General features: G+C 53.5%; 18 protein-coding genes. 14 read left to right on the top strand and 4 right to left on the bottom strand.

The annotated features are described in order from the left end of the window. From G364_RS0105625 to G364_RS0105595, 7 genes are all read left to right on the top strand, one after another. Window positions 1-1,636, top strand: a 1,636-nt coding sequence (locus G364_RS0105625; protein WP_019934178.1) for a calcium-binding protein, incomplete at its 5' end; no start/stop codon positions are given. 12 nt (window positions 1,637-1,648) lie between these two features. Beyond that, window positions 1,649-2,077, top strand: a complete 429-nt coding sequence (locus tag G364_RS0105620; protein ID WP_019934177.1) for a hypothetical protein — start codon at window positions 1,649-1,651, stop codon at window positions 2,075-2,077. Between the two features lie 19 nt (window positions 2,078-2,096). After that, window positions 2,097-2,801: an SIMPL domain-containing protein gene (locus G364_RS0105615; protein ID WP_019934176.1), complete on the top strand. Its 705-nt coding sequence runs from the start codon at window positions 2,097-2,099 to the stop codon at window positions 2,799-2,801. Between the two features lie 119 nt (window positions 2,802-2,920). Beyond that, entirely contained in the window at window positions 2,921-4,150 is a 1,230-nt protein-coding gene (gene serA, locus G364_RS0105610; protein ID WP_019934175.1) for a phosphoglycerate dehydrogenase, read from the top strand. Between the two features lie 156 nt (window positions 4,151-4,306). Then, window positions 4,307-5,173: an acyl-CoA thioesterase II gene (gene tesB, locus G364_RS0105605; RefSeq protein WP_019934174.1), complete on the top strand. Its 867-nt coding sequence runs from the start codon at window positions 4,307-4,309 to the stop codon at window positions 5,171-5,173. Then, on the top strand, window positions 5,173-5,838 hold the full coding sequence (gene ung, locus G364_RS0105600) for a uracil-DNA glycosylase (protein WP_019934173.1): 666 nt from the start codon (window positions 5,173-5,175) through the stop codon (window positions 5,836-5,838). Before tesB ends, ung begins: the two co-directional genes overlap by 1 nt. Window positions 5,839-5,966: 128 nt before the next feature. Continuing rightward, complete coding sequence (locus G364_RS0105595; protein ID WP_019934172.1) at window positions 5,967-6,155, top strand: DUF3545 family protein; 189 nt, start codon at window positions 5,967-5,969, stop codon at window positions 6,153-6,155. 63 nt (window positions 6,156-6,218) lie between these two features. Here the strand turns inward: G364_RS0105595 and tal are convergent, their stop codons facing one another. Continuing rightward, entirely contained in the window at window positions 6,219-7,172 is a 954-nt protein-coding gene (gene tal / locus G364_RS0105590; RefSeq protein WP_019934171.1) for a transaldolase, read from the bottom strand. Window positions 7,173-7,298: 126 nt separating this feature from the next. Between tal and G364_RS0105585 the strand changes: the two genes are divergently transcribed. Next, window positions 7,299-8,720 (top strand): alanine/glycine:cation symporter family protein, encoded by a 1,422-nt coding sequence (locus tag G364_RS0105585; RefSeq protein ID WP_019934170.1) that lies wholly within the window; start codon window positions 7,299-7,301, stop codon window positions 8,718-8,720. A 191-nt stretch (window positions 8,721-8,911) separates the two neighbouring features. Here the strand turns inward: G364_RS0105585 and G364_RS0105580 are convergent, their stop codons facing one another. Then, window positions 8,912-9,463 (bottom strand): hydrolase, encoded by a 552-nt coding sequence (locus tag G364_RS0105580; protein WP_019934169.1) that lies wholly within the window; start codon window positions 9,461-9,463, stop codon window positions 8,912-8,914. Between the two features lie 213 nt (window positions 9,464-9,676). Between G364_RS0105580 and G364_RS0105575 the strand changes: the two genes are divergently transcribed. From G364_RS0105575 to G364_RS0105565, 3 genes are all read left to right on the top strand, one after another. Then, window positions 9,677-10,012, top strand: coding sequence for a YkgJ family cysteine cluster protein (locus G364_RS0105575; RefSeq protein WP_019934168.1), 336 nt, complete (start codon window positions 9,677-9,679; stop codon window positions 10,010-10,012). 71 nt (window positions 10,013-10,083) lie between these two features. Next, window positions 10,084-10,716: a YceH family protein gene (locus G364_RS0105570; protein ID WP_019934167.1), complete on the top strand. Its 633-nt coding sequence runs from the start codon at window positions 10,084-10,086 to the stop codon at window positions 10,714-10,716. A gap of 104 nt (window positions 10,717-10,820) precedes the next feature. Beyond that, window positions 10,821-12,704: a methyl-accepting chemotaxis protein gene (locus G364_RS0105565; protein WP_019934166.1), complete on the top strand. Its 1,884-nt coding sequence runs from the start codon at window positions 10,821-10,823 to the stop codon at window positions 12,702-12,704. Window positions 12,705-12,802: 98 nt separating this feature from the next. Here G364_RS0105565 and G364_RS0105560 read toward each other — a convergent pair whose 3' ends face one another. Further along, window positions 12,803-13,681, bottom strand: a complete 879-nt coding sequence (locus G364_RS0105560) for a LysR family transcriptional regulator (RefSeq protein ID WP_019934165.1) — start codon at window positions 13,679-13,681, stop codon at window positions 12,803-12,805. 259 nt (window positions 13,682-13,940) lie between these two features. Between G364_RS0105560 and aptA the strand changes: the two genes are divergently transcribed. Together aptA and G364_RS0105550 are read left to right on the top strand one after the other, a co-directional pair. Continuing rightward, a complete protein-coding gene (gene aptA, locus G364_RS0105555) occupies window positions 13,941-15,281 on the top strand; it encodes an omega-aminotransferase AptA (protein WP_040614518.1) in 1,341 nt (446 codons plus the stop codon). A gap of 25 nt (window positions 15,282-15,306) precedes the next feature. Next, the gene (locus tag G364_RS0105550; RefSeq protein WP_019934163.1) at window positions 15,307-16,797 is read left to right on the top strand and encodes a CoA-acylating methylmalonate-semialdehyde dehydrogenase; all 1,491 of its coding nucleotides are present in this window, start codon (window positions 15,307-15,309) and stop codon (window positions 16,795-16,797) included. A 182-nt stretch (window positions 16,798-16,979) separates the two neighbouring features. Here G364_RS0105550 and G364_RS0105545 read toward each other — a convergent pair whose 3' ends face one another. Continuing rightward, a complete protein-coding gene (locus G364_RS0105545; RefSeq protein ID WP_019934162.1) occupies window positions 16,980-17,954 on the bottom strand; it encodes a calcium/sodium antiporter in 975 nt (324 codons plus the stop codon). 416 nt (window positions 17,955-18,370) lie between these two features. Between G364_RS0105545 and G364_RS0105535 the strand changes: the two genes are divergently transcribed. Beyond that, complete coding sequence (locus G364_RS0105535; protein WP_019934161.1) at window positions 18,371-19,684, top strand: serine hydrolase domain-containing protein; 1,314 nt, start codon at window positions 18,371-18,373, stop codon at window positions 19,682-19,684. Window positions 19,685-19,686 lie beyond the last annotated feature (2 nt).

Raw genomic sequence — 19,686 nt, 5'->3', positions numbered from 1 at the left:
CCTCAACCTGCAAAGCGGCTGGAGTGTGGACGGGGCCCAAAGCGGCAGCACCAGCCTGGGCAGCTGGTCGGTGAGCCCTGACGGCACCTTCAATTACACCCTGACCAGCGCCACCACGGACGTGGATGGCGTGGCCGAGACCGACAGCTTCAGCTACACCGCGACCGACAGCGTCGGCAATACCGTGAGCAACACCGTGGTGATCACCATTATCGATGACACACCTACTGTGGATGCACAGAATCTGACTATTGCCAATATTGCAGGTAATTACGAAGGTGATTATCAGCTGCAGATAGGTGCGGACACTAATGATACCTTTGCTGCTGGTTTACAACTGGACTGGAATAATAAACCCACAGGATATGCATTTATTATTGATGAAGTGAATGCAGGTTCAGTGACTTATCTTGCTGAGAATAGTGAAGGTGCAGACTTCTTTAAGATAACACTGAATGATGATGGTACCTATGAGTTTAACCTGATTGAACCAGCGCCAGTGACAGAAAAAAGTATTCCTAATGTACTCTCTGGAGTGGATGGGGGGTCTCAGTTAGTTGAGTATGTCATAGACTCATCGGTATTCAATGAACTATTTGATATACGTCTTACCGGTACCAGCAATGGTGCGCCTGCAACATTGACGATTTCTAATACTGATCTTGGTGTTGATGATAACACTATGCATAAGGGGGACAGACTCAAATTTGATGTGCGTCAAACGCCTTCTGGCATAAGCTCTAACGTCACTATCTCTACCTTGTTGATTACTGCATCAGCAAGTGGTGGCATCAAGGATAATGATCTAGTTAATGCCTGGGTTTATTATGAGGATGGAACGTTTTCCGTACTCAATCTTGACTGGGGAGAGAAAATAGGAACAGGTAATAATGCGAGTTTCCAGCTTGCTATTCAAACTGATATTAATAAACAAGTCGATTATATTGAGTTGGAGGCAGATGCATCTGTCAGTAGTCAAGCCGCCTTTAAAATTGTGTCAGTAGGTGTGGATTATACCACCACAGAATATCCCGATGACTACCAGCTCAACTTTACAGTAACTGCAACAGATGCCGACCTTGATACCGATAGTGATAACTTCAGTGTAAGTGTAAAAACGACTGATGAAAGCGGTATTTACGATATTCAGAGTGGAGATGAAAGTGGGACTGTTTATGGTACTGCTGGTGATGATGCCCTGACAGGTGGGAACGGGAATGATATTTTGTCTGGCGGTGCCGGCAATGACACTCTGCTTGGTGGTGCCGGAGACGACATACTTGATGGCGGATTGGGCAATAATATTTTGACTGGTGGAGAAGGGATCGACACCTTTATGTTCACTGAGGTAGACATTAACTCGGAAAATAAGATAACGGACTTTAGTGTTTCTGAGCAGGATGTAATTGATATCAGTGATCTGTTAACTGGTGCTGATAATACCAACCTTAATGATTATCTAGAGTTTGCTTTTGATGGCACAGACACTGTACTCACCGTCACGCCGTTGGGCGCAGGTAGCAGTGATACGCAGGAGATACGTTTTGAAAGCGTAGATCTGATGGGCTCCATGACCAGTGCTGAGCTGATTACGTCGATGGTAGATGATAATACGCTGCAGGTTGATAAAACCTGACGGGAGACAACCATGTTCAAAGTAACCACGGTAATGCTGCAGGGAGTGCGTTATCACTGGAATGGTGAAGATATTCTGGTGGATGACGGTGTAGGGTTGCCGTGGTCTTTGGCTGGGCCGGCACTGGAACAGGTGGAGCTTTACAACGAGGATGGCGACGTTTCCGGTGAGTTCAGTATTAACTTCGAGCAACAAAGCTGGTGGCTGCAAGGAGATAATATGGCTGATGCCGTGACGCTGGTAGACGACAGCGGAGCGGCGCTGGCCGCTTTATTATCTGATCCGGAGGCTCCTTTACCGGTTAGCCTGGATGATATTTTGCTTGGCAGCGAACTTGCCGGCCACCTGGATGGTGCGACCATCCCTGACACAGGCATGCCAGATGCAGAGTTGCTTGACGATGTGATCAATTGGCTCTCGGTGTATAGTGGCTACGAGTAACCATCTGCGGAGAGTGATTATGCGTAAATTTGTACGTCCTGCCTTCTATAGCTTGCCTTTGTTATTCAGCTCAGCCAGTTTTGCCATTGCCGTGCCCGATGCGCCGCATTTGGTTACGGAAGGTCAGGCCAGCATCAGTGTGGTACCGGACATGGCCACCCTGACGTTTAAAGTAACCGCATTAAAGGACGACAGCAGTGAGGCCAAAACCGAAGCAGACACTCGTGTGGCTGCCTTGTTCAGTGGTCTGAACGGTCTGGGTATCAAAAAAGCCGATATTGACAGCGGCAATCTGCTTACCCGGCCCGATTATCACTATCCTGAAAACGGCAAACGTGAGCTGAACGGTTACGTTGCTGAGCGTCATGTCACGGTAAGGTTGTATCAGCTGGATACCCTCAGTCAGGTAATTGATACTGTACTGAAGCAGGGCATACAAAATGTTCAGAATATTGCTTATGGTGTGCGTGAAGCTGACGGCTATCAGCAAAAAGCCCGGCAAGCAGCCATCAAGCGTGCTACCGAGCTTGCCACCGAGCTTGCTACCGGCTTTGATGAGAGCCTGGGCGATATTTATGCCATTGAATACACCGAGTCGTCGCCTGTGCATCCGCGTCCTCTGGGCATGGCTAAAATGATGGCCGCAGATGCGCCTGTCGAGAGCTATCAGCAAAACGAGATAGAGTTTACCGACAGAGTTCAGGTGGTTTATACCCTTAAGTAATTCTTAAAAAAAAATTTATAAGTTAAAAAAACGTGACTTTGATGGCAAAAATTCCCTAAAGTCGATGTTTTTGGTACTTTATGAAAAACCCTAACGCAGTAGTCATAAAGGACCCAGTAATGGCCAACTATTCTCTAGATAAAGATAAAATCAAAATTTTGTTGCTCGAAGGTGTGCACCAGGGCACAGTGGATTCTTTTAAAGCCGCTGGATACAACAATATTGATTATCTGAAAACGTCTCTGGCCGAAGATGAGCTGAAAGAGCGCATTAAGGATGCGCATTTTGTGGGCCTGCGCTCCCGCACTCAACTGACTGAGTCTGTGCTGGATGCCGCTGAGAAGCTGGTTGCCATTGGGTGTTTTTGCATTGGCACTAACCAGGTGAACCTGGATGCGGCCCAGGTGCGCGGCATTCCCGTGTTTAATGCGCCTTTCTCCAACACCCGCAGTGTGGCTGAACTGGTGCTGGGCGAGCTGTTGTTGCTGCTGCGGGGTATTCCGGAGCGCAACGCCAAGGCCCATCGTGGTGAGTGGCAAAAAACCGCGACCGGCTCTTTTGAGGCGCGTGGCAAAAAGCTGGGCATTATCGGTTATGGCCACATTGGGACTCAGCTTGGCATTATTGCCGAAGGCATCGGCATGCAGGTGTATTACTACGACATTGAAAACAAGCTGTCGCTGGGTAATGCCATTCAGGTTGGCAGCCTGAAAGAGCTGCTTGGCATGGCGGATGTGGTGTCCTTGCATGTGCCGGAAACCGCGCAAACCAAGAACATGCTTGGTGCTGAAGAAATTGCGATGATGAAACCGGGAACCATTCTGATTAATGCCTCACGAGGCACAGTGGTCGACATTGATGCGCTGGCTTCTGCGCTGGCTTCCGGGCACATTGCCGGTGCCGCCATTGATGTATTCCCGGTTGAACCCAAGTCTAATGACGAAGAGTTTGTGTCTCCGCTACGAGAGTTTGATAACGTGATCCTGACGCCGCATATTGGCGGCTCTACTCAGGAAGCGCAGGAAAACATTGGTTATGAAGTAGCCGGCAAGCTGATTAAATATTCCGATAACGGCTCTACGCTGTCTGCTGTGAACTTCCCTGAAGTGTCTCTGCCCAGCCATGCCGGAACCAGCCGTTTGCTGCACATTCACCATAACAAGCCGGGCATTCTGAGCCAGATTGCGCAGGCCTTTGCGGGTGATGACATCAATATTGCCGCACAATATCTGCAAACGTCGCCGAAAATCGGTTATGTGGTGATTGATGTGGAAACCGCCCAAAGCGAGCAGGCTCTGGCCAAGCTGAAGGCCATTGATGGCACCATTCGTGCCCGTATTCTGCATTAATTGCCGGCATATCCGGTTATCATAAAGGGGCGAAAGCCCCTTTTTTAATGGTAAGATTTTGCGAATGAGCGAAGCGACTTCCAACATTTGCGTTGCTGACAGAACAAACGCCGGCCTGCGCCGAAGTGACGGGGTTATATTCAACGGGATAACAATATGAGCAAAGCACTGGATGATTTATTAACCTTGCTGGCCCTGGAGCCGCTGGATGATGGCCTTTACCGCGGCCAGAGCACAGATCTTGGCTTTGGTGCCGTGTTTGGCGGCCAGGTCATGGGGCAGGCGCTGGCAGCGGCTAAATATACGCTGCAGCCGGAGCGACCGGTGCACTCTTTCCACTCTTATTTTTTACGCCCGGGCGATGTTAACAAGCCCATTATCTACGATGTAGAAAACATCCGTGATGGCAAAACTACCTCCACCCGCCGGGTGCAGGCGCTGCAATATGGTAAGCCTATTTTTTATATGACGGCCTCGTTTCAGCAGCCGGCAGCCGGGTTTGAGCATCAGTCGCTTATGCCTGAGGTGCCGGGGCCGGAAGAGTTAACCCCTGAAAGCGAACGGCTGGCGGCGCTGGCCGACAAGGTGCCGGCCAAGCTGCGTAAAAAGCTGCTGGCAGAAAATCCTATCGATATGCGTCAGGTGAACTATGTGGATCCGATGAAGCCGGAAAAAGCCGAGCCGCTGCGCTATATCTGGCTGAAGGCCAATGGCGAGTTACCCGACGATCCCCGCATTCATAAATATCTGCTGACCTATGCCGCTGATTTTAACTTTTTGCCCACGGCACTGATGCCCCATGGTCATTCGTTCTGGGAGCCGCAGCTGCAGGTGGCCACCATTGACCATTCCATGTGGTTTCATGACAACTTTCGGTTTGATGACTGGATCTTGTATGTCATGGAAAGCCCGCGCAGCATTGCCGGTCGAGGCCTGGTACAGGGGCACTTTTACAGCCGCGATGGTCGTCTGGTGGCCACGGCCATGCAGGAAGGGCTTATTCGTCCGCGGGGAGGTCAGTGATGGCTGTTTCCTGGCATGATGTGCTTGGCCCGGAAAAGCAACAGCCTTATTTTATTGAGGCCATAAATGCAGTAGATGCGGCCCGGGCTGCCGGTAAGCAGGTGTTTCCGCCCAGAAAGGATATGTTCCGGGCGCTTGAGCTGACACCGCTGGAGCATGTGAAAGTAGTGATGCTGGGGCAGGATCCCTATCACGGGCCGGGCCAGGCTCATGGTTTGTGTTTTTCGGTGCGCCCCGGTGTTAAGGTACCGCCTTCTTTGCGCAATATGTATAAAGAGCTGGAAACGGATATTCCCGGCTTTGTCGCGCCCGATCATGGTTTTCTTGAGCCGTGGGCGCAGCAGGGGGTGCTAATGCTGAATACGGTATTGACCGTAGAGCAGGGCAAGGCACATTCTCATGCTGGTTTTGGCTGGGAGATCTTTACTGACAAAGTGATTCAGGCAGTCAATGAGCATTGTGAGGGAGTGGTGTTTTTGCTGTGGGGCAGTCATGCCCAGAAAAAGGGCCGGCATATTAACCGGGAGCGTCATCATGTATTAAGCGGCCCGCATCCCAGCCCCTTGTCTGCCTACCGTGGTTTTTTTGGCTGCCGGCATTTTTCGCAAGCCAACCAGTTGCTGCAAAACGACGGCAAAACGCCTGTTAACTGGCAACTTGATTAATATATGCAGGTGTTTTTTCTTTTTTGCGTTGCAGCTTAATAATTTTGCAATAACAAAGTTCTACTTTATAACCTCTTGTGATATATCAATAGCCGACTGCAACTGATAACCAACAGGAGGGAGCTCACATGGAGAGGTCAAGCTTCGATCAGGACTTTGTAGTTGAACGGGCACCCCGTACACCACGGGAACCGGCAAAAAAGCGCAAGTGGCGGGAAATTGAAGCCATTATGGATAAAAAGCGTTTGCAGGAAGAGCTTCAGGATCTGGATTGCACCCTCGAACTTGAGGCGCTGCCCGAAGAGCTGGAGCTTTAAGAGCACAAAATAATCAAGGCGTCGCAAGACGCCTTTTTTATTCTGTTAAATCGTGGACGGAGGTCAGATCATCGCCTTCAGCATGTCTTCCAGCTTGCCCTGATCTACCGCGAAGTTACGAATGCCTTCGGCCAGCTTCTCGGTAGCCATGGCGTCCTGGTTTTGCTCCCAGCGGAACTCGGCTTCGGTCATGGGAGCGGGGCGGTCTTCATTAGCTCCGGTGTCTTTCAGCTTGGCTGTCACTGTTACGCTGGCATTGTTCAGCTCTTCCAGCAGGTCAGGGCCAATGGTGAGGCGATCGCAGCCGGCCAGCTCAATGATTTCGCCGGTATTACGGAAGCTGGCTCCCATGACGACTGTGCTATAGCCGTGGGTTTTGTAGTAGTTATAAATGCGGGTAACAGACTGTACGCCGGGATCTTCCTCTGCAGTGTAGTCTTTCTTGTCGGTGTTGTTTTTATACCAGTCGAGAATACGACCCACAAAAGGAGAGATCAGGTACGCGCCGGCTTCGGCACAGGCACGGGCCTGAGCAAAGCTGAACAGCAGCGTCAGGTTACAGTTAATACCTTCTTTTTCAAGCACTTCAGCAGCACGAATGCCTTCCCAGGTCGACGCCAGTTTGATCAGAATACGCTCTTTGGACACACCGGCATCGGCATACAGGGCGACAAGGCGGCGGGCCTTGGCAATGCTGGCTTCAGTGTCAAACGATAAACGAGCATCTACCTCGGTAGAGATGCGTCCGGGAATAATTTTCAGGATTTCACAGCCAATGTTCACGGCCAGCTTGTCGGAAGCGTCGATCAGCTGCTGCTCTGCATTCTGGCTTTGTGCTTTGGCCCAGCTAACGGCGTCTTCCAGCAGCGGGCGATATTCCGTAATTTGTGCCGCTTTCAGAATGAGTGAGGGGTTGGTGGTGGCGTCTTCGGGCTGATATTTGCGAATGGCTTCAATGTCGCCGGTGTCGGCTACCACTGTAGTGAGCTTGCGCAGTTGAGTAAGTGAATTGGCCATGAACGGGTCCTGTGGGTGTGTGTTAGCGCTATATTCTAATTTTATCCGGCACAAAAGTCATTTATCGCCATGCGGGCGCTTGTGGTACATTGCCCCGCTTCATACAGGACTAACGCAGAGGTGTTCATGGATTCTGTTATTGCCTTTATCAACAATCTGCTGTGGGGATCCGTACTGATCTACCTGCTGCTGGGTGTGGGCGTATTTTTTACCTTTCGATTAGGTTTTATTCAATTCCGCCATTTTGGCCATATGTTTTCAGTGCTGAAAAACAGCCGTAAAGCTGATGCGGCGGGCATTTCATCGTTTCAGGCGTTATGCACCAGTCTGGCGGCCCGGGTGGGCACCGGCAATCTGGCCGGGGTAGCGGTGGCGCTCTATCTGGGCGGACCGGGCGCTATTTTCTGGATGTGGCTGATTGCTCTGATTGGTATGGCTACTGCGTTTGCCGAAAGCGCGCTGGCCCAGCTTTACAAGGTAAAAGACGATGAGGGCAACTATCGTGGCGGGCCGGCCTATTACATGGAGCGCGGCCTGGGCATGCGCTGGATGGGGGTGTTGTTTGCCATTTTTCTGATTATTGCGTTTGGTCTGGTATTCAACGCGGTGCAGGCCAATTCTATCAGTGCTGCCATGCAGGTGGCCTTTAATGTGCCCGAATGGGCTTCCGGTATGGTGCTGGTGGTGCTGGCAGGGCTGATTATTTTTGGTGGCTTGCGCACCATAGCGCGCTTTGCAGAACTGGTGGTGCCGGTGATGGCGCTGGCATATTTGCTGATTGCGCTGGTGGTGGTGGCCATGAACATAACTGAGCTGCCCGGTGTGCTGTCGTTAATAGTGAAATCAGCTTTTGGTCTGGAGCAGGCCGGTGGTGGTGCCATGGGTTATGCCATTTCTCAGGCACTGATTAATGGCATTAAGCGCGGTCTGTTCTCTAACGAGGCAGGCATGGGCTCGGCACCCAACGCGGCAGCCTCGGCTACCCCTTATCCGCCCCATCCGGCGTCTCAGGGCTATGTGCAAATGCTTGGTGTGTTTGCTGATACTCTTGTGATCTGTACCTGTACCGCGTCTATTATTCTGCTGTCGGGTCAGTTTGAACCAGGCTCTGGTGTGACCGGCATTGAGCTGACACAGAAAGCGCTGTCGAGCGAGGTGGGTGAGTGGGGCAATATCTTTATTGCCATTGCCATTTTGTTTTTTGCCTTTACCAGCATAGTGGCCAACTATGCCTACGCCGAGAACAACCTGGTGTTTCTGGAGCACAACCACGAAGGCGGCCTGCTGGTGTTCCGGCTGTTTGTGCTGGGCATGGTGATGTTTGGCTCTGTGGGTGAGCTGCCTATTATCTGGGCCATGGCCGATACCTCCATGGGCATGATGGCACTGATTAACCTGGTGGCTATCTTGCTGCTGTCGGGTGTGGTAGTGAAACTTGCCAAAGATTATAACAACCAGCGCAAGCTGGGCCGGCTGCCCACCTTTGATGTGACCAAATATCCCGAGCTGAAAAGCCAGCTGGAAGAAGGGATCTGGGACAAGAGGTAATATTGGGGAAGGTTGGCAATGAGCGCAGCGAATTTCAACATGAAGCCGGCTGCGGAATGTTGCTACGGCCTTCCCATGTGCTCCGGCCTCCGGGCCGGAGCCATCCAGCAGCCATACACTGTTTACAGGTACAGCTCAGAACCTGCAATTTTTGCCACTTACAGCTGACAGCTTATGGCTCCCCGAAGGGGTCAGGGCTGGTCGCCGACCAAAAACTGTTTGCTGATGGTTTTAAAGGTGTCGGTGCCGGCTTGTTGCATCAGTTCGAACACCACCATTTCACGGCTGACAATCTGGGCACCGGCGTTGCGCATACGCTCCAGACCCAGCTGACGATTTTCTTCAGTACGGCTGCCTACCACATCGGCTACTACAAAGACGTTTTTGCCATTTTGCAGCAGATCGAGCACGGTTTGCAGCACGCACACATGGGTTTCCATGCCGCACACAATGATCTGACTGCGGCTTTGCCATTCTCTGGGCAGACAGCCGCCGGCCACCGCAGAAAAATGCACTTTGGTGGAAACCGCTGGGCGCTCGACCAGACTGGTGAGCGTGGGCAGAGTATGGCCCAGGCCACGGGGGTATTGTTCGGTGAACAGGGTGGGAATATTCAGTATTTGACAGGCCTGTATCAGCCAGCTGGCACGGGCGGCCAGCTGGTCACCCTGATGAATGGCAGGGACCAGTTTTTCCTGAATATCAACGACCAGCAAAGCGGCCTTTTCGGGTTGCATCAGCATGAATGCCTCCTTTTTGTAACAACTGCGTAAAGTATGCCGGAATCAGCCGGAATAAAAAGCCTGTTGGCGCACGCAATGTCTTGCCTGGCACCGATTTTCGATTTATTTATATTGCCGCTGCGTTGAGCGTTCGCTCTGTTCGCTGGCTTCTTTTTGTTGTGCTCAATTTTTTGTTTTCGTCACTGTGTTGTTTTGCCGGGAGGTAAGGCGTTGATGAGTGGTGGCAATCCTTGTTTGAATTGTGGTGCTTGTTGTGCGTTTTTTCGCGTGTCATTTTATTGGGGCGAAGTGCACAGCGACTTTGCCGTGCCCGAAGCACTGACCGAGCCGGTATCGTTTGCGCGTCTGGCCATGAAAGGCACCAATCAGCCTTCACCGCGTTGTGTGGCGCTGCAAGGCGAAGTGGGAGGCTGTGTGTCCTGTAGTATTTATGAAAACCGGCCCGGGCCCTGCCGGGACTTTGAGGCCTTTGATGCCGAAGGTGCCTGCAACCGGGCCAGAGCTGCCCACGGCCTGCCACCGCTGGAGCCACCACTGGTTGCAGCTTAGTGGCGGAAAACATTGGTGTTTTTTTAATAGTCAGGTAATTTGGACAGCAGACAAACACAAGGAGCCCGGTTATGGAAAAACTCTCTGCCCTGGAGCAACGTGTTGTTGGCTGCCTGATTGAAAAGCAGGTATCTACGCCCGATGTATATCCGCTGACGCTGAACTCTCTGATTAACGCCTGCAACCAGAAAAGCAACCGAGATCCTGTGATGAGCCTGAGTGAAGGCGATGTGCAGTCGGTACTGAATAACCTGGGTGCACGGCGGCTGGTGAACAATGTGGCGGGCTTTAATGCCCGGGCGGCAAAGTATCAGCACCGTTTTTGCAATACCGAGTTTGGCGAGCTGCACTTCAATGACGGTGAGCTGGCCATCATCTGCGAGCTGCTGCTGCGTGGTCCGCAAACTCCGGGAGAGCTGCGCAGCCGCTGTGCCCGGCTGCATCAGTTTGGTGACGTCAGTGAAGTGGATGCCTGCCTGCACAGCCTGATGGAAAAAGGCCCTTATGTCGTAAAACTGGCGCGCCTGCCCGGCAAGCGGGAAGCCCGCTATGCTCATTTATTTGGCGATGTTCCTGTGGCTGATGCCGGCGCACCGGCTGCTGCAGTATCGGCTGTCGAAAACAGCGCAGCCCGTATTCAAGAGCTGGAAGCTGAGGTGGAAAGATTAAAGGCACGGATTAAAGAGCTGGAGGCGAAGTTGTAACAGGAGTGTGCAGAAATGTGACAGCAAGCGGTTGCTTTTGATTCTTTTCGGCAGTTCAATACCACTTAAGTACCATATCATCAGTATATGACAAGGAATGTTTGATGAAACTGACGCATAAGGTGGGGCTGACTGCTGCTGCCGTATTGTTGCTCACCGTTGGTTTGCTGTCCTGGTTGCAGCTTTCGCAGGTACGGGAAAGCCTGCGAGAGCAGACTGCGGCGTCTGTTCATGAAACCAGTGCCACCCTGGCTCGTCAGATTGAAAGCTGGCTTAATGGCAAGCTTGCTCTTATCGATATGGCTGCTCAGCAAATCAGCAGTGATTTCAGCCGTGAGCAGGTACAGCAGACATTTGATCTGCCTTTGCTGGCCGAAGAATTCATGCTTGTATTTGGTGGTCTGGAGAGCGAATACGGACGAGCCATCAGTAATACACCCAGCTGGAACCCTCCGGGCTGGGATGCCCGTCAGCGGGGCTGGTATCAGCTGGCACGGCAAGCTGACAGCGCCATATTAACCGAGCCCTATGCTGATGCCAGCACCGGTGAAATTCTGATTTCTGCAGTAGCCAAACTTACTGATAACGGCACCTTTCTGGGCGCTTTTGGCGGTGATCTCAGTCTGAAAAGCGTGTCTGAGTCTGTCAATGTGATTGATTTTAACGGGGCTGGTCATGCTTTTCTGGTGGCCGGTAACGGTAATATTATTTCTCACCCGGACAGTGCTCTCAACGGCCGTCAATTAAGTGAATTGTTTAATGGTGAAATGCCGGCGCTGAGCAATGAGCTGCATACCTTTGAGCTTGATGGGCAGCCCCACTGGGTGGCGTTTACGCCCCTCCACGATCTGCAGGGGGCAGACTGGTACATTGGTGTAGCACTGAATGAAAATATTGTGATGGCCCGGGCTGACAGACTGCAGTGGCAGTCAATGACAATTGCCGGTTTTGGAGTGACGGTCAGTCTGGCAATACTGGTGCTGCTGATGACCCGTCAGCTGAAGCCGCTGGGAGGTCTGTATCGTTCTCTTACCGATATTAACAGTGGTGAAGGTGATCTGACCAAGCGTCTGCCTGTTACCAGAAAAGATGAATTTGCGCTGGTTGCCGGCGAGTTCAATGGGTTTCTTGCTCATTTACAGCAGCTTATTGGAAATGTCATGACCAGTGCCCGGTCGCTTAAATCGAGCATTAATGAAACATCGGAGCAGTCGGAACAGGCTGAACAGGAATTACAGCGACAACTTCAGGAGCTTGATCAGCTTGCCACTGCCATGCATGAAATGGCTGCCACAGCCAATGATGTAGCCCGCCATGCACAGCAGGCTGCTGAGGCGGCGAACGCCGCCAGTCATGAAACCGAGCAGGGCGTTGCTGTGGTGGCGCGTTCTACACAGGCCATAGAACGGCTGTCTGCTGATATGGATGAAACCATGACATCAGTTAATGAGCTGGCTCAGCTTAGTCGCAATATAGAATCTATTTTGTCTGTGATCACTGACATTGCCGAGCAGACTAATTTACTGGCCTTGAATGCGGCCATTGAGGCGGCCCGGGCAGGTGAGACGGGCAGGGGCTTTGCAGTGGTGGCGGATGAGGTTCGTTCACTGGCTTCTCGTACTCAGCAGTCTACCCGTGAAATCAGCGAGATGATCGAGCAGCTGCAGCAGGGAGTACAGCAAACCGAGCACAAAATGCAGCAAAGTCAGGCACTGGCTGCAGAGACCACCACTGATGCAGCAGAAGCAAATGAAGTTCTGGTGCGTATTCGTGAAGCCATTGCCCGTATTAATGATATGAACCTGCAGATTGCCACAGCAGCGGAAGAGCAAAGCGCCACCAGTGAAGAGATTAACCAGAATACCACCAATATTCGGGATATCAGTCAGGGCGTTGCCGGCGGAGCGCTGGAGCAGTTGAGAAAATGTCAGGGCATGCTGGATCAAATGCAGCGTCAGGATCAGTTGCTGAGCCGGTTCAAGGTATAAAACCGGCAGCATCTGACTTACCGTTTTAATTCGTTAATAACGCCTTCGGGGCCATCGCGCAGGCCGCTTTGCTGAAACAGTAGGCACCTTGTTCATCGTTACAGCGTATCAAGAAAGGTATCGACTACCAGGTTGCTGCGCCGGCTGCGGGCGGTAATGACGCAAAAGCGGGTGGTAAAGCCCGGTTGCAAGGGTCTCAGCCGGCCGGCGGCCACCCAGGGGGCGGCATAGTGCTCGGGCAGATAGCCCAGATAACAACCGGTCAGCACCAGAAATAAAATACCTTCCCGATCGTTGGCATGGGCACCCGTGGTGTGCCCTGCATAGAGGGCTGCGGCCTCGGCTGCCTGCTGAAAGCGCGGCTGCACCACTTCATGACCTTCGGTATTGATGTTTTGAGCATTGAACAAGGGATGTGAGTCGGCGCAATAAAGCCAGTTGCTTTCTTTATAAAGCGGGGAGTAATGCAGCCCCGGCAGCTCCCTGACCTGAGGGATCACACCCACATTAAGCCGGCCGTCGAGCACGCCCATTTCTATGTCGTCGGACGGTTGCATACGCAGATCAATGTGCACCTCCGGGCCTTTGGCCTTGAGGGCGGCCAGGCCATGGGTAATTTTCATGCCCGGATGAGACACCAGGTTGTCGGTAATGCCAATGATCAGAGTGCCCCGCAAGTGCCGGTGCAGATCGTTCAGCTCGGCCCTGAAGTACTCCACCGCGCCAAACAGCCGGTCGCTGGCTTCCAGCACCCGTTTTCCTTCATCGGTCAGGGCAAAGCCGGCGCGCCCGCGTTGACACAGCTTTACCTGCAGCCGCTTTTCCAGATCCGCCATTTGCATGCTGATGGCCGCCCGGCTGATGCCCAGCGCCACCTCGGCGGCAGCAAAGCCGCCACAGGCCGCCACAGTGCGAAACACCCGAAGCAGTTTGAGCTCAAAATCGCTGATTTGACCCAGTGTTTTTATATTTGCCATTGGTTCAGCATTCCCTTAACTGAGGTTCACAAAGTTTATATTTAACAAGTGTGTAACTGCAACCAAGATAAGGGCTCAGGTCTGAGTGCGAAGCAACAGTGGGGATTGCCGTAGCCGACCGTCACATGCCATGGAAGGCATGTGCAGAACGTCCCATGGATGGGCTCGAAGTGTGTCGGCGGAGTGCAACCGCACTGATGCTTTGCGTGTTAATCAGGTGGCCAAAGGACAACGTTCAGAATGAATGGATGAGGTGGTGATGAATACCATGGCAAATATCGTCAGCAAACCGCAGCTGAGTGAGCAGCTGAACCTGGATGCATTCTGGATGCCTTTTACCGGTAACCGGGCCTTTAAGGCAGCACCCCGGCTGGTGGCCGGGGCCGAGGGTGCTTATTTTACCGATGTGGATGGCCGCCGCTTGTTCGACAGCCTCTCGGGACTGTGGTGCACCGGCCTTGGCCACAAGCACCCCAAAATCATTGAGGCCATTCATCAGCAGCTGCATACCCTGGATTATGCCCCCGGCTTTCAGACCGGCCATCTGCTGGCCTTTGAGCTGGCGGAAAAACTGGCATCCATGGCACCGGCAGACTTGAGCCGCGTGTTTTTTACCAACTCCGGCTCGGAATGTGCCGACACCGCCCTGAAAATGGCACGCGCCTACTGGCGGGCCAAAGGCAAGCCGGAGAAAACCCGGCTGATTGGCCGCGCCAAGGGCTATCATGGCGTGAATATGGGCGGCACCAGCGTGGGCGGTATGGGCCCCAACCGCAAACATTATGGCCAGCTGCTGGATGCGGATCATCTGCCTCATACCCTGCTGAAGGAAAACGCCTTCAGCCGTGGCCAGCCGGAGCAGGGGGCTGAGCTTGCCGATACGCTGCTGCAACTGATTGAACTGAACGATGCCTCAAACATTGCCGCCGTCATCGTAGAGCCCATGTCGGGCTCGGCGGGAGTCATAGTGCCGCCGGTGGGCTATTTGCAGCGGCTGCGCACACTCTGTGATGAACACGACATTTTGCTGATATTTGATGAAGTGATCACCGGTTTTGGCCGCATGGGCGAGATGTTTGGTGCCGACTTCTTTGGCGTGGTGCCCGATATCATGAACCTGGCCAAACAGTTAACCAACGGCGTGGTGCCCATGGGAGCCGTCATTGCCAAAGAACATATTTATCAGGCCTTTATGGAGCAGCCAGGGCCGGACTACATGGTGGAGTTTGCCCACGGTTATACCTATTCCGGCCATCCGGTGGCCTGTGCCGCAGCTATGGCTTCTTTAAATGTGCTGACTGAAGAAGACATACCCGCCCGGGTTAAACAGCTTATGCCCACATTTGAGGAGCAGATACACAGGCTCAGGGGGCTGCCTCATGTGGTTGATATTCGTAACTGCGGCCTGGCTGGTGCGGTGCAGCTGGCACCTTACCCGGGCGAACCGGCGCGCCGGCCCATGGAGCTGGCAATACAGCTGTGGCAGGCGGGTTATTACGTGCGCTTTGGCGGCGACACCCTACAATTTGGCCCGCCCTTTATCTCCACCCCCGACGAGCTGGAGCAGCTGTTTAATGCGGTAGCGGGCGTATTGATTTGAATCGAACTCAAAACAAGGATTTTCCATGAACACCATTCCTCATCTGATCAACGGCGAACAATATCACGGCAATAACACTCTTGAGGTTTTCAATCCGGCCACGGGAGAGGTGTGTGCACAGCTGGCCATGGCCGATGCCAATACGGTGAGCCAGGCGGTGGCAGCAGCGAAGGCGGCGTTTCCGGCCTGGCGTGACACACCGCCGGCCAGGCGTGCCAGAGTCATGTTTCGTTATTTGCAACTGCTGGAAGAACGGGCGGATGATATTTGCCGGCTGATTGCCGAGGAGCACGGCAAAACCCTGGAAGATGCCCGTGGCGAGCTGCAGCGGGGCATGGAAAACGTGGAATATGCCTGTGGTGTGCCCGGCCTTCTAAAAGGGGAATACACCCGTAATGTGGGGCCGGACATTGACGCCTGGTCCGATTTTCAGCCGCTGGGTGTGGTGGCGGGCATTACGCCGTTTAACTTTCCGGCCATGGTGCCGCTGTGGATGTTTCCCATGGCCATTGCTTGCGGTAACTGCTTTGTGCTGAAACCCTCGGAAAAAGATCCCTCTTCTTCGTTGCTGATTGCCGGGCTGCTGGAAGAGGCCGGCCTGCCCAAAGGCGTGATTAACGTGGTGCAGGGCGGTCGTGATGCGGTAAATGCGCTGCTGGAGCACAAAGATGTTAAAGCCATCAGCTTTGTTGGCTCCACCCCGGTGGCGGAGCATATTTATGCCAAGGGCACCGCCAACGGCAAGCGGGTGCAGGCGCTGGGCGGGGCCAAAAATCATGCGGTGCTGCTGCCGGATGCGGATCTGGATAATGCGGTCAATGCTCTGATGGGAGCAGCCTACGGCTCTTGCGGTGAGCGCTGTATGGCCATTTCGGTGGCGGTGTGTGTGGGCGATGCGGTGGCGGATGCGCTCACCGAAAAGCTGAGCCACAAGATTAAAGCGCTGAATATAGGCCCGGGCACAGAGCGGGGGCACGATATGGGGCCGGTAATAAGCAAAGAGCATCTCGATAAAATCACCGGCTATATAGAAGACGGCATTCAGGCTGGGGCAGAGCTGGCAGTGGACGGCCGGGGGGTGACCGTGGCGGGCCATGAAAATGGTTATTTTATCGGTGGCTGTCTGTTTGACCGGGTCACCCCCGAGATGCGCATTTACAGGGAAGAAATTTTTGGCCCTGTGCTGTGTGTGGTACGGGTTAACAGCCTGGAAGAAGCCATAGCACTGGTTAATGCCCATGAATATGGCAACGGCACCTGTTTGTTTACGCGCGACGGTGAAGCGGCGCGGCTGTTTGGGGATCAGATTGAAGTGGGCATGGTGGGCATTAATGTGCCCCTGCCGGTGCCGGTTGCTTACCACAGCTTTGGCGGCTGGAAACGCTCTTTGTTTGGTGACCTGGCCGCCTATGGCCCGGATGCGGTGCGCTTTTATACCCGGCGCAAAACCATTACCCAAAAGTGGCCTGAGCGGGCCAGCCATCAGGCCTCCGACTTTACTTTTCCCAGTCTCTGACGAGCAGGGAGTGGGGAATGGCGCGCAATATAAGTGTCAAGTCACTCCGGGCTTGCCCCGGAGTCTATCACATAGAGCCTGTTTTTCTGCGTCATACTCAATTTCATGCAGAGTGGATTCCGGCTCCGTCATGCTGAACTGGATTCAGTACCGGAATGACGTTAAGGCTGCTTTACCTATTTTTACGCGCTTATCACACTGCTGGCCAGCCAGCCGGAATAAGCCACATACACGGCCAGCAAAAAGGCCCCTTCCAGCCGGTTAATCCTGCCCTGCCGGCCCTTGAGACCGAACCCAAGCACAAATACCGACAGTGTCAGCACTATCATTACCACAAAGTCACGGGTGATCACTTCCGGCATCACTTCCAGCGGATGAATGACGCCTGCCAGGCCCACGACTGCCAGAGTATTGAACAGGTTGGAGCCAATCACGTTACCCAGTGCCAGATCGTGCTCATTTTTGCGAATGGCGGCAATGGACGATGCCAGCTCGGGAAGTGACGTCCCAATGGCAACAATGGTCAGGCCAATGATCAAATCACTCACCCCAAAGGCCTGTGCCACATTCACTGCACCCCATACCAGAAAGCGGGAGCTCACAATCAGCAGTATCAGGCCGGCTACCAGCCAGAAAATTGCCATTTTCAGGCTCATCAGATTTTCGTCCAGCTCCTTTTCATGCTCTGCGGCCAGGCTGTCTTTACCGCTTTGCAGCCCCTGGCGAATACTCCAGGCCATCAGCAACACAAATACCACCAGCAACATCATGGCGTCAGTGCGCGCCAGCATACCGTTCCACAGTAAACTGAGCGACAGCAGGGTGATCAGCAGCAAAATGGGCAGCTCCTTGCGCAGCACCTGAGAATGCACGGCAATAGGGCTGATCAGTGCTGTTATCCCCAGAATAAGACCAATATTGGCAATATTGGAGCCATAAGCATTGCCCAGTGCCAGCCCGGGATTACCTTCCAGCGAGGAAATAACCGACACCACAATTTCCGGTGCTGAGGTACCAAAACCCACTATCACCATGCCAATCAGCAACGGCGGCATACCCGCATAACGAGCCGTGGCCGAGGCACCGTCCACAAAACGATCGGCACTCCACACCAGCACGGCAAGGCCTAATACAATGGCTGCAACAGACATCAGCATGGCAAGCTCCCCCTATCGGCAGGGGTAAACAGAAAAACTGACGGGCTAAACACATTCATAAAGGGGCTCTTCAGGGCGGGACCGATTCACACGAGACGTAAACACTCCCCGCCCGGTGAGTGGTTGCGTCTCGAGTCTCATCAATCCAAAACGGACACGACTGCCATAAGCTTGTTGCTCAGAGATTGTTGACAGCCGTTTCGGCTGGGTGCCGAACGATTACTCCCTCAAGATTGAGCGTATTGTGACAGCTTGCCGCCAAGATGAAAAGAGCCGGCGATAAGGCCGGGCTCTTCACCCATTCCCGCCATTTACCTCCGTTCTCCGTCCTGCCCAAAATGAGCGCTTTGCGTTCTGTTTCAATGGTGGCTGTGTCTATACTGACCCGAACAAGCTTGTATTTTCGGAGAGACATAATGACCGGACACATTTATTCAGCGGGGCTTTTATGTGCCGCACTGGTCTTGCCCGCAGTGGCGGCAGAAACACCGCTGTCGGCAGAAGACAGCGACCCCGGCAAGCTGGGCTGGATGCAGGGTTTTCCGCCACCTGCGGATAAGCGGCTGCGGGCTGCCGACGGCTCTTTTTTCGAGTTTCCGGCGCTGCGTTACAGTGTGGCGCACATGCGCGAGTTTTCACCCACAGTGAATGTGTCGCGCGGGCTGGAAGCGCCGGTGGCGCTGAATTATCGTCCGGATCCGGTTATCGACACCCTGCGCTTTATGCCATGGGGCAGTGACCGGTCCATGACCTTTGCCGAGGCCTTTGATCATAACTACACCGATGGCCTCATTATTCTGCACAGAGGTGATGTGGTGTATGAGCGCTACGCTGGTGCCCTGAAAGAAGATGGCCAGCATGCCGCCATGTCGGTGACCAAGTCGTTTACCGGTTTGCTGGCGGCGATTCTGGTGGCGGAAGGCAAGCTGGATGAGAACAAGCGGGTCGCAGATTATGTGCCGGAGCTGACGGAGTCGGCCTTTGGTGATGCCACAGTGCGCCAGTTAATGGACATGACCACAGGGCTGCAATACAGCGAGGACTATGCTGATCCCAATGCGGAAGTATGGCAATACTCTGCCGCCGGCAGCCCCTGGCCCAAGCCGGATGGCTATACCGGCCCGGTAGGCTACTTTGAATACCTGACCGGCGTACAAAAGCAGGGTGAGCATGGTGATGCCTTTGGCTATAAAACCGTGAACAGCGACGCCCTCGGCTGGGTAATTGCCCGGGTAGCGGGTCAGTCGGTGGCCGAACAATTGTCTCAGCGTATCTGGCAACGGCTGGGTATGGAGCAGAGCGCTTATTATCAGGTAGATGAGCTGGGCACGCCCTTTGCCGGCGGTGGCCTGAGTGCCGGCCTGCGGGATATGGCTCGCTTTGGTGAGCTGGTGCGCAATAAGGGGCGCTGGCAGGGAGAGCAGATTATTCCGGCTGCCGCTATTGAAGATATTGAACGGGGGGGCAGTCAGGCAGCCTTTGCCAAAGCCGGTTTTGATAAGCTGAAAGACTGGTCCTATCGCAATATGTGGTGGATAACCCACAACGATAATGGTGCCTTTGCTGCCCGGGGCGTACATGGTCAGACCATTTATATCGACCCCGCCGCGGAAATGGTGCTGGTGCGCTTTGCGTCCCATCCGGTGGCGGCCAACGGGGCAAACGATCCCTATTCACTTCCGGCCTATCAGGCGGTGGCCGATCATCTGATGTCGGTTAAAACTCAATAACA

This window comes from Oceanimonas smirnovii ATCC BAA-899, from assembly GCF_000381965.1.
Classification (GTDB): domain Bacteria; phylum Pseudomonadota; class Gammaproteobacteria; order Enterobacterales; family Aeromonadaceae; genus Oceanimonas; species Oceanimonas smirnovii.
This window is presented reverse-complemented; position numbering and strand designations above follow the sequence as displayed.

Bases quoted from the DNA above. Each gene is read 5' to 3' on its own strand.
- G364_RS0105620 (WP_019934177.1), top strand. From the start codon at position 1,649: ATGTTCAAAGTAACCACGGTAATGCTGCAGGGAGTGCGTTATCACTGG.
- G364_RS0105615 (WP_019934176.1), top strand. From the start codon at position 2,097: ATGCGTAAATTTGTACGTCCTGCCTTCTATAGCTTGCCTTTGTTATTC.
- serA (WP_019934175.1), top strand. From the start codon at position 2,921: ATGGCCAACTATTCTCTAGATAAAGATAAAATCAAAATTTTGTTGCTC.
- tesB (WP_019934174.1), top strand. From the start codon at position 4,307: ATGAGCAAAGCACTGGATGATTTATTAACCTTGCTGGCCCTGGAGCCG.
- ung (WP_019934173.1), top strand. From the start codon at position 5,173: ATGGCTGTTTCCTGGCATGATGTGCTTGGCCCGGAAAAGCAACAGCCT.
- G364_RS0105595 (WP_019934172.1), top strand. From the start codon at position 5,967: ATGGAGAGGTCAAGCTTCGATCAGGACTTTGTAGTTGAACGGGCACCC.
- tal (WP_019934171.1), bottom strand. From the start codon at position 7,172: ATGGCCAATTCACTTACTCAACTGCGCAAGCTCACTACAGTGGTAGCC.
- G364_RS0105585 (WP_019934170.1), top strand. From the start codon at position 7,299: ATGGATTCTGTTATTGCCTTTATCAACAATCTGCTGTGGGGATCCGTA.
- G364_RS0105580 (WP_019934169.1), bottom strand. From the start codon at position 9,463: ATGCTGATGCAACCCGAAAAGGCCGCTTTGCTGGTCGTTGATATTCAG.
- G364_RS0105575 (WP_019934168.1), top strand. From the start codon at position 9,677: ATGAGTGGTGGCAATCCTTGTTTGAATTGTGGTGCTTGTTGTGCGTTT.
- G364_RS0105570 (WP_019934167.1), top strand. From the start codon at position 10,084: ATGGAAAAACTCTCTGCCCTGGAGCAACGTGTTGTTGGCTGCCTGATT.
- G364_RS0105565 (WP_019934166.1), top strand. From the start codon at position 10,821: ATGAAACTGACGCATAAGGTGGGGCTGACTGCTGCTGCCGTATTGTTG.
- G364_RS0105560 (WP_019934165.1), bottom strand. From the start codon at position 13,681: ATGGCAAATATAAAAACACTGGGTCAAATCAGCGATTTTGAGCTCAAA.
- aptA (WP_040614518.1), top strand. From the start codon at position 13,941: ATGAATACCATGGCAAATATCGTCAGCAAACCGCAGCTGAGTGAGCAG.
- G364_RS0105550 (WP_019934163.1), top strand. From the start codon at position 15,307: ATGAACACCATTCCTCATCTGATCAACGGCGAACAATATCACGGCAAT.
- G364_RS0105545 (WP_019934162.1), bottom strand. From the start codon at position 17,954: ATGCTGATGTCTGTTGCAGCCATTGTATTAGGCCTTGCCGTGCTGGTG.
- G364_RS0105535 (WP_019934161.1), top strand. From the start codon at position 18,371: ATGACCGGACACATTTATTCAGCGGGGCTTTTATGTGCCGCACTGGTC.